Origin of the sequence: Aporhodopirellula aestuarii (genome assembly GCF_023701485.1) — a bacterium.
GTDB lineage: Bacteria > Planctomycetota > Planctomycetia > Pirellulales > Pirellulaceae > Rhodopirellula > Rhodopirellula aestuarii.
Map to the genome: position 1 here is coordinate 66722 of NZ_JAMQBK010000063.1, position 26569 is coordinate 93290.

24 protein-coding genes are annotated in these 26569 nt (G+C 55.3%); 8 read left to right on the forward strand and 16 right to left on the reverse strand.

Annotation, left to right across the window (positions count from 1 at the left end):
- The first annotated feature begins 29 nt into the window (after window positions 1–29).
- Window positions 30–1346, forward strand: a complete 1317-nt coding sequence (locus tag NB063_RS23810; RefSeq protein WP_250931413.1) for an SGNH/GDSL hydrolase family protein — start codon at window positions 30–32, stop codon at window positions 1344–1346.
- Between the two features lie 175 nt (window positions 1347–1521).
- Here NB063_RS23810 and NB063_RS23815 read toward each other — a convergent pair whose 3' ends face one another.
- Genes NB063_RS23815 through NB063_RS23825 form a run of 3 tightly spaced genes read right to left on the reverse strand, consistent with a single transcriptional unit; the run spans window position 1522 to window position 5320 of the window.
- The gene (locus tag NB063_RS23815) at window positions 1522–2568 is read right to left on the reverse strand and encodes a glutathione synthetase (RefSeq protein WP_250931415.1); all 1047 of its coding nucleotides are present in this window, start codon (window positions 2566–2568) and stop codon (window positions 1522–1524) included.
- Window positions 2568–4538, reverse strand: a complete 1971-nt coding sequence (locus NB063_RS32490) for a flavohemoglobin expression-modulating QEGLA motif protein (protein WP_250931417.1) — start codon at window positions 4536–4538, stop codon at window positions 2568–2570. Before NB063_RS32490 ends, NB063_RS23815 begins: the two co-directional genes overlap by 1 nt.
- A complete protein-coding gene (locus NB063_RS23825) occupies window positions 4535–5320 on the reverse strand; it encodes an N-formylglutamate amidohydrolase (RefSeq protein ID WP_250931419.1) in 786 nt (261 codons plus the stop codon). The genes NB063_RS32490 and NB063_RS23825 overlap by 4 nt, the downstream gene beginning before the upstream one ends.
- 414 nt (window positions 5321–5734) lie before the next feature.
- On the opposite strand from NB063_RS23825, the gene NB063_RS23830 reads away from it, so the two are divergent.
- Window positions 5735–6535 carry a hypothetical protein gene (locus NB063_RS23830; RefSeq protein WP_250931422.1) on the forward strand — a complete coding sequence of 267 codons (801 nt, stop codon included), beginning with the start codon at window positions 5735–5737 and terminating at the stop codon, window positions 6533–6535.
- A gap of 106 nt (window positions 6536–6641) precedes the next feature.
- Here the strand turns inward: NB063_RS23830 and NB063_RS23835 are convergent, their stop codons facing one another.
- Window positions 6642–8309, reverse strand: a complete 1668-nt coding sequence (locus NB063_RS23835; RefSeq protein ID WP_250931423.1) for a hypothetical protein — start codon at window positions 8307–8309, stop codon at window positions 6642–6644.
- A 706-nt stretch (window positions 8310–9015) separates the two neighbouring features.
- On the opposite strand from NB063_RS23835, the gene NB063_RS23840 reads away from it, so the two are divergent.
- A complete protein-coding gene (locus NB063_RS23840; RefSeq protein WP_407652701.1) occupies window positions 9016–10308 on the forward strand; it encodes a vitamin K epoxide reductase family protein in 1293 nt (430 codons plus the stop codon).
- 86 nt (window positions 10309–10394) lie between these two features.
- Here NB063_RS23840 and NB063_RS23845 read toward each other — a convergent pair whose 3' ends face one another.
- From NB063_RS23845 to NB063_RS23860, 4 genes are all read right to left on the reverse strand, one after another.
- A complete protein-coding gene (locus NB063_RS23845; RefSeq protein ID WP_250931427.1) occupies window positions 10395–11567 on the reverse strand; it encodes an App1 family protein in 1173 nt (390 codons plus the stop codon).
- Window positions 11568–11713: 146 nt separating this feature from the next.
- On the reverse strand, window positions 11714–12049 hold the full coding sequence (locus NB063_RS23850) for a hypothetical protein (protein ID WP_250931429.1): 336 nt from the start codon (window positions 12047–12049) through the stop codon (window positions 11714–11716).
- A complete protein-coding gene (locus NB063_RS23855) occupies window positions 12046–12759 on the reverse strand; it encodes an esterase/lipase family protein (RefSeq protein ID WP_250931431.1) in 714 nt (237 codons plus the stop codon). Before NB063_RS23855 ends, NB063_RS23850 begins: the two co-directional genes overlap by 4 nt.
- Complete coding sequence (locus tag NB063_RS23860) at window positions 12752–13900, reverse strand: endonuclease/exonuclease/phosphatase family protein (RefSeq protein ID WP_250931433.1); 1149 nt, start codon at window positions 13898–13900, stop codon at window positions 12752–12754. The genes NB063_RS23855 and NB063_RS23860 overlap by 8 nt, the downstream gene beginning before the upstream one ends.
- A 559-nt stretch (window positions 13901–14459) precedes the next feature.
- Here NB063_RS23860 and NB063_RS23865 point away from each other — a divergent pair.
- From NB063_RS23865 to NB063_RS23880, 4 genes are all read left to right on the forward strand, one after another.
- Entirely contained in the window at window positions 14460–15167 is a 708-nt protein-coding gene (locus NB063_RS23865) for a CDP-alcohol phosphatidyltransferase family protein (RefSeq protein WP_250931434.1), read from the forward strand.
- A gap of 189 nt (window positions 15168–15356) precedes the next feature.
- Complete coding sequence (locus NB063_RS23870; protein WP_250931436.1) at window positions 15357–16157, forward strand: DUF1206 domain-containing protein; 801 nt, start codon at window positions 15357–15359, stop codon at window positions 16155–16157.
- A 365-nt stretch (window positions 16158–16522) separates the two neighbouring features.
- Window positions 16523–17434: a YihY/virulence factor BrkB family protein gene (locus NB063_RS23875; RefSeq protein ID WP_250931438.1), complete on the forward strand. Its 912-nt coding sequence runs from the start codon at window positions 16523–16525 to the stop codon at window positions 17432–17434.
- 25 nt (window positions 17435–17459) lie between these two features.
- The gene (locus NB063_RS23880; RefSeq protein WP_250931440.1) at window positions 17460–18083 is read left to right on the forward strand and encodes a class I SAM-dependent methyltransferase; all 624 of its coding nucleotides are present in this window, start codon (window positions 17460–17462) and stop codon (window positions 18081–18083) included.
- A gap of 91 nt (window positions 18084–18174) precedes the next feature.
- Here the strand turns inward: NB063_RS23880 and NB063_RS23885 are convergent, their stop codons facing one another.
- The 6 genes from NB063_RS23885 to NB063_RS23910 all read right to left on the reverse strand — a co-directional run bounded on the left by NB063_RS23885 (window position 18175) and on the right by NB063_RS23910 (window position 23407).
- On the reverse strand, window positions 18175–19038 hold the full coding sequence (locus NB063_RS23885) for a glycosyltransferase family 2 protein (protein ID WP_250931441.1): 864 nt from the start codon (window positions 19036–19038) through the stop codon (window positions 18175–18177).
- Window positions 19035–20138 carry a glycosyltransferase gene (locus NB063_RS23890; RefSeq protein ID WP_250931443.1) on the reverse strand — a complete coding sequence of 368 codons (1104 nt, stop codon included), beginning with the start codon at window positions 20136–20138 and terminating at the stop codon, window positions 19035–19037. The genes NB063_RS23885 and NB063_RS23890 overlap by 4 nt, the downstream gene beginning before the upstream one ends.
- Complete coding sequence (locus NB063_RS23895) at window positions 20135–21205, reverse strand: glycosyltransferase family 4 protein (protein WP_250931444.1); 1071 nt, start codon at window positions 21203–21205, stop codon at window positions 20135–20137. Before NB063_RS23895 ends, NB063_RS23890 begins: the two co-directional genes overlap by 4 nt.
- A gap of 285 nt (window positions 21206–21490) precedes the next feature.
- On the reverse strand, window positions 21491–22441 hold the full coding sequence (locus tag NB063_RS23900; protein ID WP_250931446.1) for a S1C family serine protease: 951 nt from the start codon (window positions 22439–22441) through the stop codon (window positions 21491–21493).
- A 66-nt stretch (window positions 22442–22507) separates the two neighbouring features.
- Window positions 22508–23218, reverse strand: coding sequence for a hypothetical protein (locus NB063_RS23905; RefSeq protein ID WP_250931448.1), 711 nt, complete (start codon window positions 23216–23218; stop codon window positions 22508–22510).
- Between the two features lie 3 nt (window positions 23219–23221).
- Window positions 23222–23407, reverse strand: a complete 186-nt coding sequence (locus NB063_RS23910; protein ID WP_250931450.1) for a hypothetical protein — start codon at window positions 23405–23407, stop codon at window positions 23222–23224.
- Between the two features lie 86 nt (window positions 23408–23493).
- Here NB063_RS23910 and NB063_RS23915 point away from each other — a divergent pair, with 86 nt between their 5' ends.
- Window positions 23494–24966: an MATE family efflux transporter gene (locus tag NB063_RS23915; RefSeq protein WP_250931456.1), complete on the forward strand. Its 1473-nt coding sequence runs from the start codon at window positions 23494–23496 to the stop codon at window positions 24964–24966.
- Between the two features lie 361 nt (window positions 24967–25327).
- Here the strand turns inward: NB063_RS23915 and NB063_RS23920 are convergent, their stop codons facing one another.
- Complete coding sequence (locus tag NB063_RS23920) at window positions 25328–26065, reverse strand: metallophosphoesterase family protein (protein ID WP_250931458.1); 738 nt, start codon at window positions 26063–26065, stop codon at window positions 25328–25330.
- Between the two features lie 189 nt (window positions 26066–26254).
- Window positions 26255–26569 carry a PF20097 family protein gene (locus tag NB063_RS23925; RefSeq protein ID WP_250931460.1) on the reverse strand — a complete coding sequence of 105 codons (315 nt, stop codon included), beginning with the start codon at window positions 26567–26569 and terminating at the stop codon, window positions 26255–26257.

A 26569-nucleotide genomic window follows, 5' to 3' on the forward strand; every position in this document is an offset into this window, starting at 1 on the left:
ACTTTACGATCACTTTTGAGATTGCCACGATGATGTATTGCTCCCAGAGGAGTCGCCATTCTTGGTTTCACCTGTTTCTAGTTTTGATTTCGCCGGTTTTCCTTTCCGTCTCCGATGTGCGTGCTGAAACGCCGACGTTTGAGCCGGTGAAGGCGGAGCATTGTCATGCTCGAGACGGGATCGGCAACGTGTTGGCGAAACTTCGTGATGGTAAGACCGTTCGCATTGCCTATCTCGGCGGATCGATCACGGCTGCCAATGGATGGCGGGTGAAGTCACTCGAGTGGTTCCGGCAAGCGTATCCAGAGGCGGACGTTTCGGAAATCCATGCGGCGATCGGTGGGACGGGGAGCGATCTGGGCGTTTTTCGTTTGCAGCGAGATGCGTTGCAATACAAACCTGATTTGTTGTTCGTGGAATTTGCGGTCAACGATGGCGGGGCTCAGCCGGAACAGATTTGGCGGGCGATGGAAGGGATCGTGAGGCAAACATGGGCTGCGGATCCGAACACGGATATCTGTTTCGTATACACGTTTCGAGTCGGGTACGAAAACGATTTGCGAAATGGTTTCAACCCGCGTGCGGCGTCCGCGATGGAACTGCTCGCTGATCACTATGCAATCCCATCGATCAACTTCGCCAAAAAGATCGTGGAGTTGGAAGCGACCGGAAGCTTGATTTTCAAATCGGACGAGCCGGCCAGTGAGGGTGTTGTTCGGTTCTCATCTGATGGGGTCCATCCGTTGGATGAGGGACACCAAATCTACGCGGATCTGGTAGCCGATGCGGTGACCAAGTTCGGTGAAACTTCGCAACCGATGGATCATGCCTCCAAACTCGCAACGACGTTCGTGGAAGATCACTGGCAAGCCGCCAAAATGATCCCGGTCGATCAAAGCATGTTGACGCCGGAGTGGAAACAATTGGGGCCAGACGACAGACTCGCCAAGAGCTTCAGCAAACGTCTGGGGACGATTTGGGAGACGACTCAGCCGGGCAGCAAGTTAAGTTTCCAATTTCGTGGCTCGGTTGCAAAACTATATGACCTTTTGGGGACCGACGGCGGACAGGTGATTGTGACCGTGGATGGCAAGAAATTGGATCGTCCTCTGCCACGATTTGATAGCTACTGTACCTATCACCGTATCGCCACGCTGGGCGTCGCCATGGGCGTTGATCCCGATGAGGTGCACACGGTGATCGTGGAGGTCGATTCGGAACAGCCTGATCGCCAAAGCGTCGCGTTTCGATTGAAGGATCCCGAGACCGAATTGAAGTCGCCGAAGTATCAAGGCACGTGCATTCGCGTCGGACAGATTCAGATCATCGGCGATATTGTCCCGTGACCAACACTTCGATGACGGTCCGTTGGGGGCGCTCTTGTCTCGCCGAGTTGCGTAGGCTTTCGCCGTAACGCGAAGAGGAGGCCCGCTTAGGGGCGAGGCCTGGATTCGCTGACCTTAATCGCAGGCTCTTCCCTCCCCTCGCTCGACGCTTTCGGGAGGAGGATCGAGTGAGCGATCACAATGTTGCGAGTGCACGGTTCGACATGCTGGCGCCGTAGTAGGAACGGTATTGGGCTTTGCGTTCGAGGTCATGGATAACTTCGGTGGCAAAGTCGATTCCAGTCAGAGCTTGGGAACTCCCCAGTCCGCCGGGGCTGAAGACGTTGATCTCCATCAGTTTGTCATCGACGATGTCTAAGCCAACTAAGAACATGCCATCTTGCACGAGTTTGGGGCGGACCATTTCGACGAGTTCCAGCATTTTGTCGGTGACTTCCGCTTCGACGCACTTGCCGCCCGTATGCATGTTGCTGCGTGCATCTCCGGTATCGTTTCGGCGTCGAAATGCCGCGTATTTGCCGTCTTTCATGAGCGGGCGTCCGTTAATCACGAACATCCGGACATCGCCTTCAACGGCGGCGGGTAAATACTCTTGGGCGATGCAGTAGCCATCGCGGATGACGGCTTCGATCATTTGGTTTAGGTTCGCTTTTTCGTCTTCCCCGATGAGGAAAACGCTTTGCCCGCCTGAACCTTGCAAGGGTTTGATAACGACTTTGTCATCCTGTTCGGCAATGAATGCCTTGATGTCGTCGATATCGCGGCTGATGCACGTCTTGGGACGAACCTGCTCGGGGAAGTGTTGGAAGTAGGTTTTGTTGATGGCATTGGCGAGGCTGAAGGGATCATTGAGTACGAGCACGCCGCGAGTCGCCGCGAGCTGTCCGAACAGGATGCCACTTGTTTGAGCCCAGGGGCGTTCGGTCGCGTCGTCGGATGGGTCGTTCCGCAGCAAGAGTACGTCGAGCTCGTCTAAGTTGATTCGTTGGTCTTCGTTTTCTTTGTTCTGCACCGCAGCGAGATAGTCCTCTAGCGATTCATAGGTCGCGCCGTTTGCGCTGCGTCCATGAGCTTGGATCGATCCTTCGGGTGCATAGATGAAATCGCCGACGCCTAGCAGATAGGCCTCGTGTCCCATGTTCACTGCCGACATCGCCAAGCGTGTTGTCGTGTACTCGGCTTGTTCGGTCATCACATCATTGACAACAAAAGCGATTTTCATCAGTCGGTCTCCATAAGGTCCAGGACTGACTTCCCCCGACAAGCTTCGAGCCGATCGCGGGCGGATTCGTCGTCCAAGAAACGAGGAAGGATACGCGGCGGGGTGATAATTCCGCGCCGTCTTAGCTCTTGAATGTAGGGAACGTGTTGCAGTCCGATCTTTCCAACGTAGAGCGGTTCAATGTCGTGGCCTTTGGCCAGGTAATCGAGTAGATCTCGCAAGCCGCGGAGATAGATGATGTCTTTTGTCAGTCCGCCGCCGCGGAACACTCGCAAGGTTGTCGTAAACGATTGGCGACGTGAAAATCGGTGGTGTCGTTGCAGGCGGTTCACCACGGAAGCGAACGACTTTCCGTTGACCATCCAGTGCACCGCCATCACGCGAGCCGCGAGAGTTCGGATTCGCATACGGGTGAGTCCACCAACCAGGTATTCCGCCAAGACGGCGAGCCCCTCTTGCAACTCTTCGTAGCCTGCTAGCCCCGCGTAAAGTTGCCGAAACGGCTGGCATCGGCCGTTGAAGTAGGTCAACAGGTGCGTGCCTACCTCATGATGCAAAAGTGGCGCGAGACGACGTCGTGGGATGGAAACTTCTCGCGAGATCAAGAGACGGTCATGCGATACCATGATGCCGGATGCGATCGTGTCGCTGAGTTCGACCGAGGCGGTGAATTCGTTCATCCGCGTGTGGTAACGATCGATCTCCTCCCGAGCGGCGGAGGCGAGTTCCTCTGAATCCACACACTTCTTTTTTCCCGATGATCGTTGACTCGCTGAATCTTGCGAGGCAGGGGGAGCCTTGGCAAACCGCTCGAGAATTTGTTCGGCCAATTCGACCAAGGAGTCTTCGGCGGTGCCATAAAGTTGCAGGCTACTGGTCAGGAAATGCGACTGCTTTGGTAGTTCGTGCAGGGCCAGTTCGGGTGCATGCAAATCGCGAAGCGAGGTCAGTTGTCGGTCGATTTCGTCTTGCTTTTCCCAGAACAAATGTGCCAGCGTGGGATCTTCGACACGCTCGATCTCGATATCGAACAAACGCCGTTTCAGAATGTTGGGATGATAAGGCAGATGTCGGTATCGCAGAGAAGGAAGTTCCTTGGAACTCGACGCTGCGAACTCCATGCGAGCCTCGTCTGCGTTGGTTGGGGTGACTTGCAACAAAAAATCGAACGATCCTGAAACTTCGCATAGTTGTTGGTCGATCAGTCGGGCGGCTTTGACCATTGAGGACGGCCCGAGCGTGTCATAGTGTGCTTTGTGCTTTCCTTTGGGATTGCCAGTGAACTCAGCAACTGTCTTGCGAAATGCGATTGCCAATTGCGAGCGGAGGACTTGCAATGCGACGGGATAGACGGCGCCCGTGACACGATCTCGGTAAAACGGATTGACGATGAGGCCCAGGGTACAGCAAGCTCCGGAACCGTTTTCGGGGCATACCGATGCCAGGGACGGCAAGCCACGTAGTTCAGCAACGTCGGCGACGAGACGATTGACCTGAGGTGGGCGGCCGTCAACGCGGATCGCCTTGAGGGCCTCTTCGAATGCGTTGATGGTGGAGGGGATCGCGTCTCCATCGATGCATGCGATCTGGAATTCAGCGGACGAGCTGCGTTGGGCGGACAAGTCTTTCGCCCAGACTTCAATCAACAAAAACGTTCCAAAATGTTCCTGCATCGCTGCGCTAATTTCAGAGCACAGATGCGACAAGCCTTCGTGATGTTTGACGCTGTCCGATGCAAAAAGATAGGCGGCCTCGGACGTAATCAGCTCACGCGTTACGGCGTCTTCCTCGTTACCACGATGCAAACATAGAAATGGCAACTGGCGGTCGATGCGCAGTCTTCCGCCACCGGGCAGGTTACGTCGCACCCGTTTATTCTTCGCTAAACGGTCGCAGGCGGCTTCGGCGATTGCTTCGTATTGATCGGTTATGGATCGACGCGACGGAGCGTCTTGAGACGTAGCGTTCACATTTTCTCCAATGCTTCGCGTACCCCTGGTATTGTTGCCTCGAGTGCTTGGTAGATGCACTCGACTTGATCCGGATCCGGCTCGCCTTCCCATTCGTCCATGAAGAACTTTTTGAATTCGATGGCGATCGCACAGACCTGCTGCGGGAACGTCTTGTGAATCCACTCGCAGAAGTACCCGCCTTGAAATTTCACGTTTTCTCGTACATCCAGCTGGCGACCGTGAAAGTCGTAGGACCTTAGTTCACGCATTAAACGTTCGACGACAGGGGACCAAAACTGCCGATCCATGGTTCCCGTGCCTATGTTGACTTCTGGGTTGGTCGCCGGATTGGCGACGGGGCCGTCCGGGCCTTGTCGACGTTGGTTGTAGGTATGCAGGTCGTACACGACGACTCGCGGGTACTCTTCGAGCATTTCTTCGAGTAGTTCTTTCACCTCTGCATAGAATAGGTCGTATTCGCGTAGGGACGCGTCGATCAGTGACTGGTCGGGCGGGGTGTCCCAGACCTCAAGTCCCCACGCATCGGCGGGTGTTTCGTAGACGGCCTTGTCCCTCGGTCGATTCAAATCGACTTCGAAACGGGAACGCAGGCCAACAATTTGAGTCTTGGCAATTTGCGTCCATTCGCCGGTGATTGGGTCTTCTTCGCGAAGTTGTTGCTTCTCATCGATCGCTAACCTTTGCTCAACACTTTTACGGGTTTGGTGCCCGTTGTGGATCGCCGCAGCGACGATCGGTCCGGTACCACGCTGGAAGATGCAATGAGGTTTGAGTGCCATGGACAGAAACTCCTGCGTGGTGTGGTTTGATCTCGCACGTTCAATAAGGGTTGGTGAGGATCCCGGCTGAGGTAAGTTCGTGGAGACGCAATCGCTGTGCCAAGGTCTGGCCCCACCCCGCGTCATGATCGCATCGAAAGGTGGTCGGCCATCAACCGAACGGGATGATGTCCTGTCACCGTATCCCGCTCGTAGATGGTGGTCTTTTGTTTAATCGAAATTGGGAGAATTTGAGAAAGCAGCGAACCCATCTCAGATTTCCGTTCTCTCTCTTTCAACTCTTAACGGTTGCTTGTTGGCGCGATCGCGAGAGGAGCAAGGCCCGACGTGTTGGGACGAATGACGCGAAGTGGAGCGGCCATGTTGGCCGCCGGCGTGCATCCATGTGTTTGACAGTTCTTGAAAGGCAATGTCATGAACATGCAATTGATTGAGCGTCAATTCACGCGGATTGGCGCACGTGCGCAAATTCATCGTGCTTCGCGACGCAATGGCATCGAAGGGATCACGATCGATATCGGAAACGATGGCGATGGTGAATTCTTCGATATTGCGGTGGCGTCACCACTCATTTCGACGACTCGTGTGCTCGATGTTCAGCCGAGCATGCGGCACCTGCTGTTGATGGCGGACCAGCGTGACGGGAAGCACAAGTTTCTATGCGGTCACGATGAACGACATTGGTTTGTGGCCGCGGTGCCCGAACGTGCTGCGGTCTCGACGGTTCAAACGGCGTTCGACGCATTGAAGCCGGTTGCTGTACGAGCACTCGAGAATCGACTCGGTGTGAAGCCACGCAAGCGGAATCGCCGACGCAATGAGGCGTTTGTTCGCCAAGGTGAATGGTTCTTTGTGCCTTTGCCGAGTGATTCGTTCGTCAATGAACGCTTGATTTTACGAAGCGAACCGATCGCACGCGGTGGCGGAAAACCACACCTGTGCGAAGAGGTCGTTCGTCAAGGCGGGGAATTGGTGTACGTCGCGGCGGGATATCCTCAGGGGGTGACCGAAGCGCAGCGGGAGCGGTTGATCAGCCGTCGGCCGCAATTGCGTAACCTGCACTGGGTCGCCCAGCGTCGCAACCCGAGTGTGTTTGTTCGGGGACGAGTTCGTCACCGAGACCACAAAACCATCGTTTTGAACGGTTGGCATCAAGTTCTGATGAACACCGAAAACGAGTCGATCGCGATGCGACATGTCGCGTTCATTGATTGAGATCGTGTGACTTGAAACTTCGCCCCGCACCTCGGTGCGGGGCTTTTTTATTGTGTCATCTTTTTCGGAGAGGTTGGCAAATTGCAGACTCGCCGCGCCCATCGGTCTATCGACCTTGGTGAGTCGCGATCGGTACGAAACCGACTTCCATGCCTGCCGGTGGAGTCACCAGGACGGCGGGATCGAGATCGGCGAGTTCGCCGTCCTGCGGCGGTGGCAGGTATTCTTGGTCTTGTCTCCACGCACGATGGAGCTTCTCGACTTTCGCCTGCATCGCTTCGCGCTCTTCGTCAGTTAAATCTGCGTTTAATAACGCCGGTTGGTCGGCAAATCGATACCAGTAGTACGTGACGGTGCTTCCATCACCGAGTTTGGTTTCGAAAGGACCCGCAACCGGACCTGGAGATTTCCAGCAGCTTTCGGGAGCGTCCGGTGTCATGTAAGGTTCTGGAGTTGTCGAACGAGGATTTCCGAATTGAACGTCCACCAATCCGGTTTCAGCGGGAACGTCCGAGGGCTCAACGGCAACCCAAATCGGACCGGATCCGCTCGTTTCGTCCAAGCGGTAGTATTGGGGCAACGTGACGAGTGGGCCTTCGGGCGTATCCGTTTGCGTGGTGAGTTCTTTGTCCCATCGATAACCATACGTGGTTGGTCCGAGGGTTATTGGGGTTGCGAATGCGTTCCAGCGAATGGGAGTTCTCTGTTCTTTGGGTGTCGATTCGGGATAAAGCTTCCAAGTCGATCCGCCTCTTTTCTCGAAGTCGTGAACTGCGGAAGCATCGGTGTTGATCGTCCCGCTCACCGGTTCGCCACCGTGGAACCATGCTTTCGTGGAATCCCATAGTGCGGCTTTGGAATACGCGGTGACTTGATGAACGACTGGCGACGTGCCCTGGGCGTCGCGAGGGAACGAAGTCGGAGCGACGCGGGCATAGGTCACACCGTTTGAGTCAGTGGATTGATACGCGGGGATGTACTGCGTTTCCATTTGGATGGCTTTGTTCGGATTGGCCGGTTGGCTATCGAGAAACGTGCCGGCGTACGAAGGATCCTTGACGCTCGGCTTGGCCCAAAAGTTGGGAGTGAAGAACGCGACAGGGCCTTTGAAGTTGCCGGTGTTCAGAAACAGCGTCCAGCTTTGATCGCCCGTTGGTACATCGGTCCCCTCGGTGGTTGGTTTTGCTTCGGTGAGTGGCAATGGAAGGTATCCGTAACCGAACAATTGGCCGCATGTTCCTTGTTTTAAGTTCAGACCGTCTGGTGGCCAAACGACGTGAGGACTTAGCTGAGCGATGCCGTACTTACCTCGGGGATTTTCCCAGTCGCGTCCTTTACCCGCACCCGGTCCGTTGGCCCATTCACTAAAGCTTTTTGCGACGCCGCCCATGATGAATTTTGGTGTCTTGGTGGCAAACCGGGTATCACGCCACCAACCCAATCCGCCTTCGATGTCACTGTAGTTTGCCATCGAACGTTTCACATCAGACTTTGCAAACATCCAGGTACCGAAGAGGCCGGTTTGGAACCGGTTCCCTGGGTATTTGTCTAGCAACGGCCAGGCGGAGACGTAGAGCGAAAATCCAGCGTCATACTTTTCAGGCAGCTTTTCATGGGGAACGAGCAAGTAGCCGGCCATTTCGGCGCGGCGAGGGCGGGATGTTTTTTGGGGGCTGGGGGCCGCGTCGTCCGAATAGATTGACGGGTGATCGAACGCAGTGATCGCGATGATCGCCAGAAACGCGGTGACGAAAACTGGACGGATTTTTAGCATGGGGAGCTTTGAGGTGGGGATGTGGGAGGGGGCGTTCGGACAGGTTACGAAACTTGGCCCAATCGTTCGCGAGGAAACAATAACTCTATCCGTTCGCAATCAGTTGTAACTCGATCGCCATGCTCGGTCAGCGGAATTGTCTTTTCGACGGACGTAATCGACCCAAGTTTTCTCCGCCGTATTCTGAGCTCTCCAATATTGCCACGACGCAACGAAGGAGAGCGGACTAGGTGCGGAGCATGAAAATGGCCCGCGTTCTTTCGAGGCTGCGATCGGCGCAGCCGTGCAGGCGGCGTGGGGAAGCGTTTTACGGATCGCTCGTTGTCGCGTTCGGTGAGATCACGCGGGCGTAGCAGCGATGGGAGTGCGAGCTGCGTGGGCCCGGTGGAAGAGTTGATCGCCAGGCGGTCGATTTGCTTTCGAATCAACCAGACCCACGTCGTTTTTCCGCACCAGAACCGAATGGCGTGGGACTTTGCGCCCGTAACGAATGGCCGAATGAGCGGGAGACTTTTGGCATGCAAACTGCATTGGTGCGGGCTCGGCAACTCGAGTTTTCAACCTGTATCCGGAGCCCCCCATGTCGACCGTTCACCTGCACCGCCCGATCTCCCGTTCTTCAGCAAACTGGCACCACTCACTGTCCTCACGCAAGCCATTTTTTTCTGGGACAACGGCTGGCGTGACGTCCACGGTGTGGGCGGTGATGTTGACGTGCAGCACGATCGCGATCGCGACGAGCATTTACCTAGCTTGGTCGGCGCTCACTTTGTCTCCGGTTGCGGGATGCAGTGGCGGCAGCGTTTTTGACTGCCATCACGTGCTCCACAGTCGTTGGTCGAAGGTCCTCGGTGTTCCGGTGAGCGTTCCCGCAATCGCCACTCACGCTTGCGTGATCGGATTATTGCTTGTCCGGCCGAGTAGTGTGCGGTGGCAGCGACTTCGATGGTCCGGGATTGGTTTGGCAAGCCTCGCTGCCGGTGGAGCAGCGATCTGGTTCATCGGGCTGCAGATTTTCGCCCTGGGGCATCTGTGCCCTTATTGCCTCGTCGCTCACGTCGCGGGATTAGTTTTGGCGGGCGTGTTTTTGTGGAGTCACCCTGTCAAAGCGAGCGTTCTGCGATGGATCGCCGGTGGAGCTTCCGCTGCCCTCGCGGTGTTGATCACGTTGCAAGTGAACAGCGAGCCGCCACAGACTTTTGAGACAATCGAGCATGGGGCCGCGCCAACAATTGAGTCGGATAGCGGTTTGTCTGAAGAAGCCACCGAAGAGGAGTTTTTCGCTCCGCCACCATCGGTCAGCCTGCAACATCAAATGGATGAAACCCTCGCCAGCTGGAACATCCCCGATCTTTCGCGGTTGACGCTCGCTTTAGCGAACCCTGCAACCCTCGTGTACGGTGATGTCGGGGCGTCGCAAGCGGAGTCTGCCAAGACCGTTCAGATCTTGGGTGGCGTCAAACTCTCGACCAAAGACTGGCCGTTGATTGGAAGCCCGGATGCCGAAATCGTTTTTGTCGAAATGTTTGATTACACCTGTCCGCACTGTCAGCGTACGCATGCGTCACTGAAAGCGGCCAAGGAACATTTTGGCGATCGGCTGGCGGTGATTGTCTTGCCTGTTCCGTTGGACGGAAAATGTAACCCGACCGTCCAGTCGACACACGCAAGCCACGCGGAATCATGCGAGCTGGCGAAGTTGGCCGTGGCTGTGTGGATGAGCGATCGTGAAAAGTTCGCGGAATTCCACAACTACCTATTCGAATCAAAACCGAATTATTCCCAGGCGGTGAGCCATGCCGCGTCTCTGGTGGGCAAGTCGAAGCTCGACGGGATTCTTCAAGGATCGGTGCCAGGCGAGTACGTCAAGCGTCACGTGCAGTTGTATCAGAAGGCTGGAGCGGGAACGATTCCGAAGCTGTTGTTTTCGAGAACGACGACCGTGGGGGCGGTGGAATCGCCCCAGACGATGATTCAGTTGATCAATCAGAATCGCTGAAGCTGGATCGCAAGCCCTCGAAGAATTGCGGCTTGCTCGGATCATGTCAGGTCAGATGCATTTGACGGCATCTGGCGAGTTTGAAATTACGATGATTCGGGGCGGCTTTCGTCGCGATTGGTCGCCCGTTTGATTTGGTCGAGCACCGCCGCATCGAGCCAGCCGTGTTCGATCGCAATCTCCGCGGCTGCCGTACTGTCTTGAATAAGGTACATCGGCACTCCCACCGCGGCGGACCGACGAACGTACTGATCCACCCTGCGGTCGTGGTCGCTTGCTACTTGAGGGTCGATATCGCGAATAAAGATCCCGCTGATTCGTTCGGGGAATTCCTCCGCGGCGGTCGCATAGAGCCGCGCATCCTCTTGGCCTGAATCTCCGAACAGCAGGAAGGGAAGGTTGTCAAACGTGGTGAGAAGACGGCGAACTTTATCCAGTTTGTGATCGTGACCGGATTTGATGAATTTGTCAGCATCGAGTCCAAGGTCGCGCAGCAGGAGCGGGCCGCGTGGAATTGAATTGAGTTCTAAGAAATCTTCGAGAAAGTCGTAGAGATTCCAAGGTGAGCTGGAGACATAGAAAATCGGGTTGGTCGGTTTGTCGAAGCCGCCATTTTGAAGTTGCTTGTACAGTTCAGCCACGCCATTGAGCGGAGCACGCGTGCGGGCATTGCCGAAGAACGTTAACTTTGCCATCGTCGCAATGTCGGTGGCACCGGTATGTAGGATGGTGTCATCAACATCGCTGACGACCGCAAATTGAGCGCTGTCCGGGACCGTCAATACACCGCACTTCACTTGGTCGCTCTGGCGACGTGATTTGGGATGACCGACAATTCGCAGCGAAGCGACGTCCCAGAACGTATTCGTATGATCTCCGCTACGTGGCAGCGAGATATGAAAGTAGCCCTCTGGATCGCTCGTCGCGGTCGCGGTTTTGTTTCCGAATGACGCTTCAACGGTGACACCAGGGACTTCATCGCTCATGAACCGGCGGACGGCGGCATTGAGGTTTCGCCACCAGCGGTCATTGCGAAAATCGGGGACATTGGGCGGATTCGTCAGAACCCGGCCTTGGAGATGAACGGCATCGGAGGAAGCGAAGCCCATGTATGGGAAAATCTTGGGAACGCCCACGCTGCCGACCCGCTTGCGCAGCTTGCGAATGCTCGCATCAGCGATATCGTCTGCCGAGGAAGCTGTGCGGGTGAGCCAAGTGGAAATGTGCCGTTTCCATTCGTCTGAGGTCGCAGCGCTCATCGGTGTCATTCTCCATCTATGAAAGAAAACAGCCGATCAAGGGATCGGCTGTTACGTTGTTGTTTTCAGGTCCCGCCGCGAGGGCTGCGGTTATGCAGGCCGATGGCGAGCCATCGGTGGAACTTACTGGGGTGGGGACGGTCGCCTTATTCGACTTCCTCGATTGCGGCTTCCTCATCGTCCATCTCTTCGAGCTGGTCGGCACGTTCTTCGCCCGATTGCTCGATTTGATCTGCAATTTGTTCGCCGCGGTCTTCGAGATTATCGGCGGCTTCATCAGCCTGGTCTTCCAACGCTGGGCGAGCCGACTCGTAGCGGTTCTCGACATTTTCGGCGGCGTTGTCGTAGTTGTCACGGACGTCGTCGGCGTACTGTTGGGTCGTGTCGCGGACCTCATCGGCACGTTCGTCATAGACGGAATCGTTGCAGCCAACGAAGCTGAGTCCGAGAGCCAAAGTCAAAATGCTAAGTAGAGTTTTCATCGTTCTTTTTCCTGTCGTTGTTGTTGATCTGATGCCGTCGTTTTCGTCATGGGCGACATGTTGGCGGCATTTCCGGGCAAACGATTTGTTAAGCCACTTTTGGATAAGGCAATCGACGTGCCAAAGTCGGTTTGCAAAAGTTCTTGGCGGATAACTTGCCACGCATTTGGCTGAAATAACACCGAATTATGCGTCGCCCAGACCCGACGTTCGCGAATCACGTGTGGATCATTTGATTCGTCGTCAACAAACGCATCGCCGGTGGCCCAGACGATCGATCGGGAGATGGAAAGGTGGTCGGGAATCGACACCCCTGCTCGCTGATCGGACGACATTACCGCGAATTCCTCGGTGAGGTTGCTGGCAAGCCCATGGGTGGCACGCAGGATCGGAACCGAACTCGTTACCGGACAAACAGACACGAGCCTGCCAAAGTTCTTGTGAGTCGTGCGATGTAGCGCCGAACGCGTGATCCAATCACCAAAGCTGTGCGCCACAATCGAAATGGGTGTGTTCGATCGATCCATTTGTTCGGCAAGTGAATCGATGACGGAAGACGTGTCGTGAAAGACGTGGGGATAGTCCCAGCGGATTACCTGAGCGAAATCGCGATGGAGATACCGGTAGATCGGGTACATCATCCAAGCCGGCGACATGAATCCTGGGACGAGGAGGAGAGTCGCCGGTTGAGGGTGGCGGGGCCTAGTCACGGATCGCGTGTTCCGGATCACGGCTGACGGCTTCGCCATTGATCTCCTCGTCTTCGCGGGCACGTTCGATGCGAAGGTCCACTTCGGCTTGATCGTCAGGTTTTTCTTCGAGTACTTCGTGTTCGTTTTGCTTCTCAGGTTCGAGACGCAAATCGATCAGCATGGGGAAGTGATCCGAGCCGATATGAGGCAGGCGTTGGATCGTGGTGACGGTGAAATGCGGCGAGTGGAAAATGTGGTCTAGGGGGTAGCGGCAGTACCAATGGTCGGCGTGAAAAGTGTTGAAAAAACCGCGGCCGCGCCGTGGATCCAACATGCCGCTGGTGCGAAGGAAAAGTCGGGTGGTTGCTGACCAGGCGACATCGTTGAGGTCGCCGCCGATGATCGTCGGTTCGGTTTCATCGACTAGCTCTTGCCCCCACAATGTTAATTCGGCGTCACGAGCCGTCGCATCATTGCCCCGGATCGGTTCGGGCGGACGCGGATGGACGGCGATCACTCGCACCTCACGACCGTCATCAAGCTTGAGGTGTGCGTCGATCGAAGGAATATCGTCCTGGACCAGGAACCGCACGCGATGACGAAGAATTGGCAAACGTGACAGCAACATCATGCCGTACCAGTTGTCTTGGGGACGGACGATACGGTGGGGGTATTGCTCTAGCAACGGTGAGATGGAATCAATCCAGTCCTTGTCCGGTTCTAAGGCAATAAGGACGTCAGGATCAGCCTCCGTAACGACTTCCACCCATCGATCGTAATGATCGTTTTCCATCTCAACGTTGGAAACGACCATTCGCAGCGTCGCGGGATCTTCGCGATGCCGGTGTTTTCGCGCCGTCGGTTTTGCTTGTTGAGGAAAAACGGGGGTGTACGGGATAATGCGGCAGCCGTGCCAGACAGTCAGTCCGGTGGCAATGAGAACAAAGACCCATTCCGAAACGGGGGCGGGATCGCCCATGGCATAGGGCACTAACGCATAAACAGCGGTTACCGACCAAGCGATGACGATGATTTGCACGCGAGGGAAGTCCCATCCGCGGATGAACCAGTGAGGGCTCGAACTGAGGCTGAGCAAGGATCCGCACACCAACGCGATCAATGTTCCGAGCAGCAGGTATCCGAGTATGGTTAGAAACATGGTAGTCCTTTGAGATGTTTTCTACGGACAGGTTTTCGGTTGCAAACATCGCGCCGGAATGAAGTTTGCGTTTGTTGCGACTGCATGCGATGGGCGGGCTAGCGCGAAAGTTCGAGTGTGGATGCACCCGTTTCGAGATGCGGCACATCCGGAATGGCGTTTTATCCGTGCGGCTCGTGTTTCGTTGGGGCTTTGCCGATTGGTCCAAAACGGTATTGATGAACTGGCTTTCGCGGCGGTGTTAGTCGTGATTGGATGGTGAGCGGTCGTCTTGGTCGCGTATCATGCATGTACATACCGCCGGTGTCTCGCATCGAGGTCGGAGTGCCAATGTCCCGTGTTGCTCGGCGTCCGACGAGCCGGGCTCGCTGGGACGTCGATTGTATTACTGAACGATTTCAAATGTAGCGGAACGGCGCGAGCCGTCCGGTGACTCGGGACCGGACGGCTTGCGCCGTTCCGCTAAAAAAGGCACTAGAACAATCAACTTCCCCGCGAGCTGATTGCCGGCGAATTTGTGATGGAAGCGTTTTCTGGGAGTTTTCGCAAATGGGATTGAGTGTTGTTTAATTCAGCGTATTTGGTTCACGTCTTGACGGCCTCGGGTATCATTCCGGCCGCGTTTGCGGTGCATGAAATGATGCAGCCGGATTGTGACTCCCGGGTCGTTTTCGTCTATCTGTTGTTGGCCACCCTGATTGATTCTATCGATGGGCCACTGGCGCGTCGGTTCGCGGTGAAGGAAAACGCCGCCGCGATCGACGGGCGGGTGATTGATGATTTGATTGATTATCTCACCTTTGCCTTTATCCCGCTGATGCTGATTTGGCGAATGGAATGGATGCCTGAAGGTTGGGGCTTTACGGTTGTATTTGCAATGGTTGCGAGTTTGTTTGGGTTTGCCCATCGCGATGCCAAGATGGAAGTGCATGGGGTTTTCCGTGGCTTCCCGTCGTACTGGAATCTGTTCGCGATTTATGCCGGTGTGTTCAGCACTCAATTCAGCCCATGGCTAGTCGCGGTCCTGTTGTACGTGTTGACGGTGTTGACAGTGTCGCCCGTTTGGGTGTTGTACCCCAACCTTGCCCCGCGACATTGGATGTGGTCGCTGTTTGTGGGCGGACTGGTCTGGACGGGCTGTTTGATCGGGATCCTGGCGATGGACTACCCGAGCTCACCGGTGTGGTTGGTGCTGGTGTCCCTCCTCTATCCGGCGTTTTATGTATTCGCTTCGATGCGGCATGCGCGGACGATCAACGACTTGTAGATCGGGCGGCATAACATTTGCGATTGGCGTTCGTGACCGGAGGGCTTGCGACTGATACGCGAGTTGAAGGTTGTTTTTCCACTATCAATTCCCGTTCATTCACCGGAGCCCCAACCGATGTCAATCAGTTCGCCCAGCACACGTCATGATAGGTCCGTAACCACTTGGCATGGATTCGAATCGCGATCGATGCCAGAAGTTCCGTCTTGGATTGAAACGCTCGGGCGGGCTGGCCATGTCGCCAAGGGGGTTGTTTACTTCATCATTGGATTTCTCGCTTTTAAACTCGCCATCGGCGCGGGCGGAGAGATCTCAGGTTCACGTGAAGCGATTCGCGAAATCGGACGTCAGCCGTTCGGTCGTGTCATGCTTGGCTGCATCGCGATCGGGTTGTTGGGTTACACGGCTTGGCGAATCGTCCAAGCGGCCAAAAATACCGACGGTGACGGTACCGATGCCAAGGGGGTTCTCAAGCGGATTGGATATGTGATTAGCGGGATCGCATATTTTTCCCTGGGGACGTTTGCCGGATCGTTGGCGATCGGATGGGGTGAAGGGGCGAATGATGACGGCAGCGGCACGGCCGGATTCTTGATTGCAACGACATGGGGCCGCGTCGTGCTCGGGCTAGTCGGTCTCGTTACTGTAGGAGTTGCCCTCTATTTTATTTACAAAGCCTATCTCGCCAGCTTCATGACCAAGTATGACTTCGGCGCGATGAGTGAAACCGCACGCACGGTTGCGTTGCATGCTGGACGCGTCGGATTGACCACGCGTGCGATCGCGTTCGCAATCATCGGCGGATTTCTTTTGGTTTCCGCGGTCTATGGCACGGGCGATCGTGACATTGCGGGTATCGAGGATGCATTGGCGTTGATCGCGTCACAGACCTACGGAAAGGTTCTCATCGGTATCACCGGATTTGGACTGATGTGTTACGCGGTGCACATGTTTTTGATGGCCCGTTATCGTCGATTTAATGTGGTGTAGCCGTCTCGCCTAGAGGATGATGGGACGCCAATCCGTTTCGATCCGTGTCCGCCGAAAACGCTTTCTGCCACCGGCATGAAAGCGATTTTTTTGCGCGGCGGTGTCTAGCAGGACAGCGCCACTTCGATCGTTCAATAGGCATCTAAAGTTTTGTGGGTGAGTTGTTTGCCAACAATTCATTGGTAACCCGAAGCGTGAGCGTCGGATTCTTCGCAGTTCCTTCCCTCGCTTACGCTTCGGGTTACCTTTTGCTCGAAAGTGACGCTATCCAGATAGACGTCAGATAGAAAACGATTCGGGCACGACGTTTGCAACCAAGCTGCCTTTGTCGTCATCAGTCCACCACCCGATTTGAAGCTAGTGTCATGGATTTTATAAAACAAACCTTCGCAGATTTTTCAAAGGACCGTTGCACAACGTTGGCTGCGGCATTGGCCTATTACACCGCGTTCGCATTGCCGCCACTGTTGTATTTGCTTTTGTCAATTTTAACGTTCGGGTTGTCGGTCGTTTACGAAGGCGATCAAGCGCAAGCGAAAGCCCAGTCGTTGTTGCAATCGCAAGCGTCGCAGATGATTGGAAATGAAGCTGCAAGCGAAGAGATCGCAACCATCTTGGAGAACAATAAGAACGCCGAAGGTAAGTGGTGGAAAACGTTACTCAGTTTTGTTGGGATCGTCATTGGTGCGACTGGCGTGGTGGCCGCGTTGCAGGCAGCGTTAAACCAGGTTTGGGAAGTGAAACCGGATCCTGAAGAGACCGGATGGCTTGATATGGTCGGTAAGCGGCTGGTTTCGTTTGGAATGATTTTAGGCCTTGGTTTTCTGTTGCTCGTGTCATTGGTCGTGTCGTCCGTTTTACAAGGCTTCAGCGAAATGATTGGCGTGTCGGGCGGTATCGGTGAATTAATCAATTTCGCGGTTCAGGCTATTGTCGTGTGGGTCATGTTCGCGGCGATCTTTAAGTACATGCCTGATGCGATCGTGCGCTGGAAAGACGTGTTTGTCGGCGCCGCTTTGACGACGGTGTTGTTTTTAATCGGTAGATATGTGCTGCAGATCTATTTTTCGTACAGCGAACCCGGGGCACAACTCGGGGCGGCAGCGGCATCGTTCGCTGTGTTGTTGGTATGGGTTTATTACACGGCAGTGATCGTGCTGCTCGGAGCGGAAGCCACGCAGACGTATGCCGTTCGGTACGGAAGTGGTATCCGGCCCGAAGCCAATGCGGTTCGTGTTGTCGAAAAGATCAAACGTCCCATGGACGCTACTACTTGAGGAGTTCTCTTAGATGTCCTATGCAATGCAACGATCGAGCTCGTCGTACCTGCGTCGAGCATGTTGGATTCTCAAAGCGTGGATGCAAGATCCCACGCAAGTAGCAACCATTTGTCCGAGCTCTCCGTATCTGACCGAAGCGATTTCTGAGCGGGAATGCATTCGAAGTGCAACAACGGTCGTTGAACTCGGTCCCGGGGCCGGTGGAACGACGCTCGCTCTACTCGAACAGATGAAGCCCGACAGCCGATTGATCGCGATTGAGAACAACGCGGCCTTGGCCGAGGCGACTCGTGAGATCGCCGATCCGCGGTTGATCGTCGAACATGGCGACGCAGCGGATCTGATGCAGATTTTGGAACACCATGGATACCCGTGTGTGGACGCGGTTGTTTCGGGGATCCCGTTCAGTGCACTGCCCGATATGGCCGCTAAGAAAATCATTCGAGCGGTCTATCACGCGCTTTGTCCGGGTGGGCAGTTTCTCGCGTATCAGTTTCGCGATAGCGTGCTCGATTTCGCGTTGCCAGCGTTTGGCCCGCCAACGACACAGTCCATCCCGTTGAACCTGCCTCCGCTGCAGCTCTACAGTTGGAAGAAGGTTGAGAACAAGCAACGTGCTCCACAGTCGGTATGCATCAACACGTGATTAAGTTGGTGCGATCGAGCGATTCTGGTTGCGTCTCTTGCGGAGACGCTGACGAACACCCGGCCTGGACAGGTTTCACATGCCGGGATTCTTAAAAGCCAGCGGGCGTGAGCACGGTGGCCTGCTCGACGTCTTCTTTCGTCGGGGATGCGAGAATGTCGATCGAATCCATCTCTGGATCGAATCGGATCAAACCGCGGTCGACGAACGCGTTTAACCAGGATTCCATCGGCCAGACGTTCCAGCGACGGCGAAACTGTATGGCGTTGCGGACGATCGCGTCAAAGTGATTGAGCGGAGGTTTGCAGACGGCATGGTGTTGGTGATAAGCGATGGCGCAGGCAAAGCCAAACGGTACTCCTGCATCGCGTGCGGCGAATGCAAAATCGGTGTCCTCGGCACCATAGCCTGCAAACGATTCTTCAAAGCCGCCGATTTTTGCAAACGTCTGATTGCTGACTGCAAAACATAACGACCAAAACTTTTCGTATTCATCCGACTCACGAAGCTCTCCTGTTGAAAGCCGTGGTTGAATCGGATGTGGGATGGCCGATTGTGCGAGTTCTTCCATCGACCAATCCTGCAACGTGGCGCCCGCCGGTAGGTAACGCGGGCTGCCCATCCACAGACGATCGGATGTTTCCAACGCTACCTCAAATTCGCGGAGCATCCCGGGAGCTGCAATGCAGTCGACATCGAGAAACACCATGTATTCCGATTGGCTTAAGTTCGCCGCGAGGTTTCGGGCATGTGCCAACGGCAGCGTCTTTCCATCGCCATCGACGCGGTTGGTGATCACCTCGATGGAATCATCCTGGCCGGGGGGAATCACGTCTTGGTCCATGCCCACGATAATCCACCGATCGGGCTTTTTCTCGGATTGGAGCCAGCCTCGCCATTGGTTTTCCAGATGTGTTTGACGGCCTCTCACGATTGTCAGGGCATCGAAATTCATAGGGATATCCTCGCGGATCGCTGACGTTTTTCGGACGACCAAAGGGCGACACGATGAATGTGATCGGCGGCTTGCTTGGCTCCATCCTCCTTAAACACATCGTCCCATTTGGATGGATCGAGGCGACGTGCACGATGGATGAGTTCGGGCCAATTAGCATCGTCGGGCCATTGTTCCAGTCCGATTGCAAGCTGTTCGCGGTGAAGCACGTTGACTTTTCGGATTTGCTCGTTGAAGGGTCTCGGTTGGGCGATGGCAATGAATTTGGCGCGGGCGTATCCAAGTTCCATCACGCTATTATGGCCCGCCGCGGTCACGACAACGTCGGCGCTAGCGGTGTAGTCAGGGGCGTTGTTTACCCAACCCAAATAGTGCAAGTTTGCCGGGTCGCGATGATGCGACTCGTCGCGTTCTTTGCCGATCACAAGGATCCGGTAGGCAGGAAGAGATTCTGCGGTTGCTCGCAATCGTTCGTGGACCTCCCCGGTGCCGCCTCGGCCAAACATGAACACGATCGTGGGCTGACCGGTGAGACTTGGCGAGGGGATTTCCGAGTGTCCGGATTTGGAGCGACAAAACCCGTGCAGGTATACGGTCTTTTCACGCACCCAATCCGGCGTGATCTCGTCTTCCATTGATTGTGGAAAGGGGGCTAGCAACGAATGGGCAGCCGCGTAGGTGTGTAGGTGTCCCGGGTCACTGCGGTCCCCGTGTTGTCGCATGACGATTTGCGGGATCGATGAAAGTCGCGTGAGCTGAGATATTTCCGCCGAAACATCGACCACCATCACGTCGGGTTTCGCGTCCGCAAGCCACGCGGTGTACTTCGCGACGCGATTTGAAATGTTGTCGGACCATAGCGGTGCGAAGTGCAGGCATGGTACGTCGGCCGCGCGTTTCAATCCCTCCTGGTTAAGCTCTTCGTTGTCGCACTCGATGCCAACAACATTGGATAGCGTAGGACCGTTCCAATTGAGTGAATCCATTCGACTGGTGACGACCGTTGCCGGGATCGAGAGGTGTTTGAGAATGGCTTCCGTTCGATGTTTGTGCCCCATGCCGTGATAATGGACATAGAATCCAGCGTGGGGCCCGCTCATGCAGCAACCTCCACGAGGCTGTTGCGGTACATCGTTTCGTAACGGTCAAGCATGCGATCAAAACTGAATCGTTGCTTGGCGATGAAGCGACATCGCATAGAAGACAAGCCGAGGCATTGTTTCACAGCAGCGGCGAGTTGTGGGACGTTGTTGGGTGAAGCCAACCGCCCTACTGAATCATCGAGGATTTCTGGAAGAGCTCCGCGGGCAAATCCGGCAACAGGAGTGCCGCAAGCGAGTGCCTCTGTCACGACGAGACCGAATGGTTCGTCCCAACATGGCGTTACCAACGCGACCGCCGATCTGGCAATCAATTGGCGTAATTCGTCGTGAGTTTTATGCCCCAAATAACAGACGCGTTCGTTTAGACGGGGCGCCACTTCTTTTTGAAAATAGTCGTGATCTGAGATTGGACCAACGATGTCGATCGGAAGCCCGGCTAGCTGAGCAGCCTCGATCGCCATGTGTGTGCCCTTGTCGGACAAGATGCGCCCGTACCAGATCGCTCGCGATTCTCGGAGCACATTGCTCCTTTTCCAAAACTGCGTGTCGACACCGTTATAAGCGACCGATTGGTTTTTAATATATGGGCTCCAAGCGTTTGCGTTAGCGTTTGAAATGTTGACGAATTGCCCACAGCGGACACACGTGCGTGATTCCAATTCGCGGACCATACGCTCCAGCGGCGGCGCATGGAGCGTGGTCAACATGGGTGTGGGAAAGACGCTGGCGAAGCGTAGCGGGATCGGGCTGAGTGAATGGTTGTGGATGATGTCAAACGGTCGTCGGCTCAATGCATCCATTAATTGTTCATACGCTTCATCCTCAACGCTTTCGACCCACTCATGGTGGATGCGTCCGAGTCGACGTTGGCTATCGGGAATGGTTGCCCGATCGATGATCGGGGCGAGCGGTAAGAAGGGATCGGAGTCGCCCGATGCGAAGAGCGTGACGTCATGGCCACGATCGACTAAAGAGCGGACAAATGCGTGTGTAAAACATTCGAGGCCACCGGCGTAGGGTCGGAGGATGGGGTGTTTTAAGTGGCCGATGATTCCGATCTTCATTATTGCATTCCCCATCAAACAAATATCAATTCAAAACGGTTGCTGTTGTTGCTGTGAGTTGCCATGGAATATGTTGCCTCACCGGATTGAGGCCAAAAGCAACGGTTGTGCCAAAGGTTGTTTGTTTGCTCGTTGCGGAAGCGCAGAAGGACGAGAAGTTTCTCGAATGAGGCGATGTCTAACGTTACAAGACAACATGAACTGAAAAAGCCGAGCCCGCGAAATTGGTATCGCGGACTCGGCTTGAACGCATATCAGCCGATGTGAATTCGGACTGGTGTCTGACTATTCAGTTGCCTGCTGTTTTTCGCCAGACCCCGCTGAGAACGTTTCGAATCGACGAGAAAGCGTATCGATGCGTTGACGAAGGTCGTCGAGGTCTTGTTGGAATCGTGGCATGTTTCCAGAATTGCGACCAAAGTCGTCGTTCCAGGTGGGGCGGGCCGCTCGAAAACGGTTGTCGAACTGCGGAGCCGTTCCCAAGGTTGCACTGAGTCGTTGGGGTTGACCATTGCGGGTCACATCGAGGGCCAATTGGTCTCCGGGGTTCATCTCGCTGATTCGTCGGGCGAACTCATCGGAGCGAGTAGCCGGTTGATCATTGAAGCGATCGATCCGGTCGCCCATGCGGATGCCAGCTTGCTCTGCTGCGCTACCCGGTTGGACACCGACCACTTGTAAGCCATTGGGCGTCTCAGACAACACGATTCCGAGTACCGGACGCTGGTTGGCGTTCCATCCCGCTTGGGATTGATTTGGTGCGCCGTAGACCTGTTCTTCGAAGACCTGGTTTCCTTCGCTGTCCCGATAGAAGAAACGGCCGTCATCACCGCGGTACCAAACTTGATCCGGACCGGGACGGTTGATCGAACTTTGACCAGATACCGTTGCTGATGTACGGTCGGCTTCGGTCAAATTTTGCGAGGCATCGTTGAGACGATCGCCTGCCCGGTTGAGATCATCGCTGGGGTTGTTTAAGTCGTCAGCGGGGTTGTTGAGGTTGGCGGCTGGATTGTTGAGTTCGTTGCTGGGACTGTTGAGCTCATCGCCAGAATGGTTGTCGTCCGTTTGAGATTCGCCAGCCTGATCGGCTCCATTGCCAGGGCTTAGGCGATCTCGCACGGAGTCTTGTGCCAAGACAGATCCGGTGGTGAACACGCAGATCGCGGTTGTCGCGACGGCGGTACTCAATCCGGTTCGAAGGCGGCGGTGAGTCAGTTGTCGTTGGATTGCCATTGTTGGGCTCCTTGTTTTGAGAAGTGGAAATACTGCTCAGAACGTGCCGCAACATGAATGCCAGTTTCAACTTGATTGATCAAAAAGTGAGGCTTGCATCCGTTCGTCGAACCGTCGATCGAATTCTGCAAAGAGTTTGACAATCTCGGGGCGATCGAGAACTTCTTGGACTTTAGCCGCTCCGCTTTCAATGTCGTCAGAGGTTTCCAGCGTGTCGGAATGAGTGTTGTTTTTGCTCGCGATTCGTTTGGCAGATTCCATCGCGTCGGTTTTCCATCCGCTAACGCTCGCCAGCGCATCACTCATCGCGGCACGTGCGACACGAAAGTCCATTCTGGCAAACGACTCCTCAAACGACATTCGCATCTGCGCCGCGTAGGCCGGGTCGATTGCTATTTCGTCGTTGGTGATGTATCGCCGTAGGGTTCGGCCGAGCAGAACCATTCGCATGATCTCTAACGGAACGCCACGAACGGAGGTTACTACCGAAACAATTTTTCGAATTGGGAACAGAAGTAATTTTAACGGCGCCTTAGCGACGGTTGCCAAGCATCCACCGAGGCACCCTCCGCCACTGGAGTAGTACGGTTTGAGTGTTTCGAGGGAGACGCCGGTTTGGGAGCCTTCGGTCGCCAGCGTACGGGACACGACGAATCGTCGGCACTGATCCCGCACGAGATCATCAACGAACGGGATCGGGATAAAACGAGAGGATGCTGACACGATTCCAGCCAGGATCCACTGATGCGTCAACCAATCGGAGGAGACTTCGGGCACTTGTTAGATCTTGGGTTTCGTGGAGATGATCGTTGCCCGTTCGCAACGCGGAACCACAACTCCGGCGCGAAGCATTTGGCGATCGGATTGATCGATCAACAATGCGAGGCGATGTATCCAGCGTCGCAAAGTCGTCAGTGGATGGGCCGCGATATGATACACGCTCGATGGTGCGGAAGTTGCTGACATGAGAATCTCCCTGAGTAATGGAATGCTGGTGATTTCTCGCTACGCATCTTTTGAGCCAAACGAACCACCGATTTTGATTGAGTCCATTGACTGCTGAAAAAAGCGTTGAAAAGAAGCACGAGGCGTTCGGATTCCGGGCTTTATTGGCGGTTGCTATGCCGCTGGCTGCGACGGTTGGTTGCTTTTCAATCACGTTGTTTACCGATCGTACCCTGCTGATGTGGTACGGACCGACCTCCTCGGCGGCATCGGTATCGGCAGGCAACCTGTACTGGGCGGTGGTGTGTATTCCCGTGACCGCGATGGGGTTTATCACGCCGCTGGTGGCGATGACGTTGGGCAGGAGTCGTCGGCGGGGCGCGGTAACGCGGCGGGCGTGGTCGTTGGTTTGGCAGTGTATTTGGCTAACCTTGGCCTGTGTGCCGCTGCTGGTGTTGGTCGGTTGGTTGAGTCCACGAATTTTTGAAGCGTTTGGTCACGAGCCCAATCTTGCGGGTGAGGAGGCACGGTACTTCCGGACGTTGTTGCTCGTTGCACCAGCGTCAATGTTGGAAGCTGGCCTGACGGCGTTTTTTATTGGGCGGCGGATAACACGGCCGATCCTGCGTACCAATATCGCCTCGGCGGTCGTCAACGTGATCCTGGACGTGTGGTTGATCTTTGGCGGGTTGGGGCTTCCCGCGATGGGCGTTTTGGGTGCGGCACTCGCAACCGCGATTGCGATGTGGATGAAGGCGTGTGTTTTCGCGGTGTTGTTATTTCGCGTGCGTTCCTTTGGCAGACATTTCGCGGAGGCGTGGCGTCCCAACCTCGACGTCATTCGCGAGATCGTGCTTCCAGGTTCCGCGCTCGGTGTTCAACAGCTCATCCGGTCGAGCCTGTTTAGTTTTGTGTTGTTGGTCATCGGTGCTGCTTCGGTCACTGGGCTCGCGGCAACGTCTGCCGCTCTGAGTCTGTACCAGCTCCTATCGATTCCCGCGATTGGTCTGGCGACGGCGGTGACGGTGGTGACGGGGCAAGGATTCGCGGCGGGTGGTTCGGGGCTCGCGGGGATGGCTGTTCGTCGAGGATTGGTCATCGGGGCGGTCGGCGTCGTCTTGATGAGCGTCTTGCTGGTCGGCTTTCCGCATCAATTGTTGCGTATACCGTTGGGAGGTCTCGAAGCGGCTCAACGTGTTGTGATTGAACCGATCGCAGTCACGTTACTCGGATATGCAGCCGTTTATGGCTTCGTTGACGTCGCGAGTTTGCTGATGGGAGCGGCGGTGAAGGGGATCGGAAAGACTTCAATCATCCTGGTCGCGACCGCGGTTCCGGGTGTGCTATCAGTCACGCTGGGATATGCACTGGCGCCCGATGGAGAGGCGGCGGTTACCCACTGGTGGACCGTCCTCGTTGTGTGGGCGGCCGCCCAATCCGCGATCGTTGGCGGCGGAGTGGTCCAGCTATTCGGATTTCGCTCCGTAGTCGCAGCAAATCGTGGGCGAACGGTAGATGATCGCGATCAAGAGCAACCGCCTCCGCACGCGGTGAGACGAGACCGTATCGAAGTGCGATGAAGTTCCGCCAAAAAAACGGTCTTGCCATGAGTCGCTTTGCAGCCTCTCCCATGAGATGACTCCTATTCGACTGGCAAAGCGTACCCTGAGGAAAAGCGTCTACTGGTCTCGATTGCCAGTTGCGTTGGTGGTACGGCGAGTCTTGAGGAACGTCGCAAACGGGTGTTGTATCGAGGTCGGAGAAAGTTTTATGTGGTCGATGCGTAAGCTATTGCGACTACACAACGCTTGCATTCTCGATTCTTGAGAAAAAAACTCATTCCAGATACGAGGTCAATGGCCGTGGTGTCGACATGCAAACGACAATGGGCCGCTAACGGATTAACCTGATTCGGTGGTGAGCCGAGACGATTGAATTCGATCAGGAGACGAGTTGGGTTTCCTCATTTGTGATGAACTCCACACGGTCGAGGTCGGTTAAGTCGACGATCGTGGCGGAGCCTTCGCTGATTCGGCCGGGGTTGATCACGCGGCTTGTCCCCAAGCGTTTGCAATTGCGATTACTGGTTTCACCCGCAACGACGGCCAGGACCGGATGCGTGCTGTTGATGATCTCGCTGGCGAGTTGCGTGTCGCCGGCAATGTCGGAATGAAGGCCGTCACCGATCGATCCCAAAATGGGAGTTGTCAACATCAGCACGGTGTAGGGGACGCGAGCGTTTGCTACATCCCGAAGAAAATAGTCGGCGGACGATCGTGAGCAGCGAAGTCGATCATTCCAGGTATCAATGACTTCGTTGAGATCGCCGCCGAGACCTGCGAAGAGGACGTTCTGTTCGACATGATGTGTCGCATGAACACAATGCAGTTTGGCATTGTTGCGTTCTTCCATTAGGATCAATCGCATGAAGTCCGCCATCGGCACGTCGTGCTCGCCCGGCAAAATGATTGCGATGCGATCGGTGCGTTTGACGGTTTCGAATAGTTCGCGGTAGAACAGCTTTTGCTCCGCCGGCATCTTGCGATCGTAACCATTTGATCCATGCCACAACCCGGCGATCAGGATGGCGTCAGGTTGGTGTCTTTGGGTGAATGTTTGGAGGTGTTCGAGGCTATGCGGATCACCGTCGAACCGTCCACAGACCAAGAGTCGTTTCATCGTTGCCTCGCTTACTGAATGTATCGAAGAGTGATGGTTTGATTTCGATCATAGGAAGTAACCGCTGTGCCGAGAAAGCGTTGATCATTTGCGATCAAACTATCGGGGCTGGGCCTTGTTCGCGAAGTTGCCGGAGGTGCTCGCAAGCCGAGGATTGCTCCACCTCCGGCGATTGAATCCGCGACTGAGTCAACACAGACTGGCATTTTCCCGGCACTCATCGGTGTATTGACGAGTGACGGCATCGTTGGCGGGCACGCAGGATCGCTGGTCTGGATGGTTGGATGTGTATTGCGGTTCTTCTTCCACCGCGTAACTGGCCAACAGCCCACAGGATGGGCACCTCCAACTGACGACGGGCAATGTGGTTTCGTGTCCGAGCATGTATGAGCTGAAGTTGCCGCTGACCCAGAACAGGTTTTCGCGGTGGTACTCGCCATAGCGATCGAGCAGAAACCCTTCTCGCATTTCGGTATGACAACCGGGGCATCGTGGACTGTTCAT

Coding starts and splice junctions, on each gene's coding strand:
- NB063_RS23825 (WP_250931419.1), bottom strand. CDS start 5,320: ATGGCACTCAAACCTCATTGCATCTTCCAGCGTGGTACCGGACCGATC.
- NB063_RS23885 (WP_250931441.1), bottom strand. CDS start 19,038: ATGAATTTCGATGCCCTGACAATCGTGAGAGGCCGTCAAACACATCTG.
- NB063_RS23850 (WP_250931429.1), bottom strand. CDS start 12,049: ATGAAAACTCTACTTAGCATTTTGACTTTGGCTCTCGGACTCAGCTTC.
- NB063_RS23815 (WP_250931415.1), bottom strand. CDS start 2,568: ATGAAAATCGCTTTTGTTGTCAATGATGTGATGACCGAACAAGCCGAG.
- NB063_RS23890 (WP_250931443.1), bottom strand. CDS start 20,138: ATGAGCGGGCCCCACGCTGGATTCTATGTCCATTATCACGGCATGGGG.
- NB063_RS23900 (WP_250931446.1), bottom strand. CDS start 22,441: ATGGCAATCCAACGACAACTGACTCACCGCCGCCTTCGAACCGGATTG.
- NB063_RS23925 (WP_250931460.1), bottom strand. CDS start 26,569: ATGAACAGTCCACGATGCCCCGGTTGTCATACCGAAATGCGAGAAGGG.
- NB063_RS23835 (WP_250931423.1), bottom strand. CDS start 8,309: ATGCTAAAAATCCGTCCAGTTTTCGTCACCGCGTTTCTGGCGATCATC.
- NB063_RS23830 (WP_250931422.1), top strand. CDS start 5,735: ATGAACATGCAATTGATTGAGCGTCAATTCACGCGGATTGGCGCACGT.
- NB063_RS23910 (WP_250931450.1), bottom strand. CDS start 23,407: ATGTCAGCAACTTCCGCACCATCGAGCGTGTATCATATCGCGGCCCAT.
- NB063_RS23845 (WP_250931427.1), bottom strand. CDS start 11,567: ATGAGCGCTGCGACCTCAGACGAATGGAAACGGCACATTTCCACTTGG.
- NB063_RS23880 (WP_250931440.1), top strand. CDS start 17,460: ATGCAACGATCGAGCTCGTCGTACCTGCGTCGAGCATGTTGGATTCTC.
- NB063_RS23895 (WP_250931444.1), bottom strand. CDS start 21,205: ATGAAGATCGGAATCATCGGCCACTTAAAACACCCCATCCTCCGACCC.
- NB063_RS23860 (WP_250931433.1), bottom strand. CDS start 13,900: ATGTTTCTAACCATACTCGGATACCTGCTGCTCGGAACATTGATCGCG.
- NB063_RS23875 (WP_250931438.1), top strand. CDS start 16,523: ATGGATTTTATAAAACAAACCTTCGCAGATTTTTCAAAGGACCGTTGC.
- NB063_RS23870 (WP_250931436.1), top strand. CDS start 15,357: ATGCCAGAAGTTCCGTCTTGGATTGAAACGCTCGGGCGGGCTGGCCAT.
- NB063_RS23810 (WP_250931413.1), top strand. CDS start 30: ATGATGTATTGCTCCCAGAGGAGTCGCCATTCTTGGTTTCACCTGTTT.
- NB063_RS23920 (WP_250931458.1), bottom strand. CDS start 26,065: ATGAAACGACTCTTGGTCTGTGGACGGTTCGACGGTGATCCGCATAGC.
- NB063_RS23840 (WP_407652701.1), top strand. CDS start 9,016: ATGTTGACGTGCAGCACGATCGCGATCGCGACGAGCATTTACCTAGCT.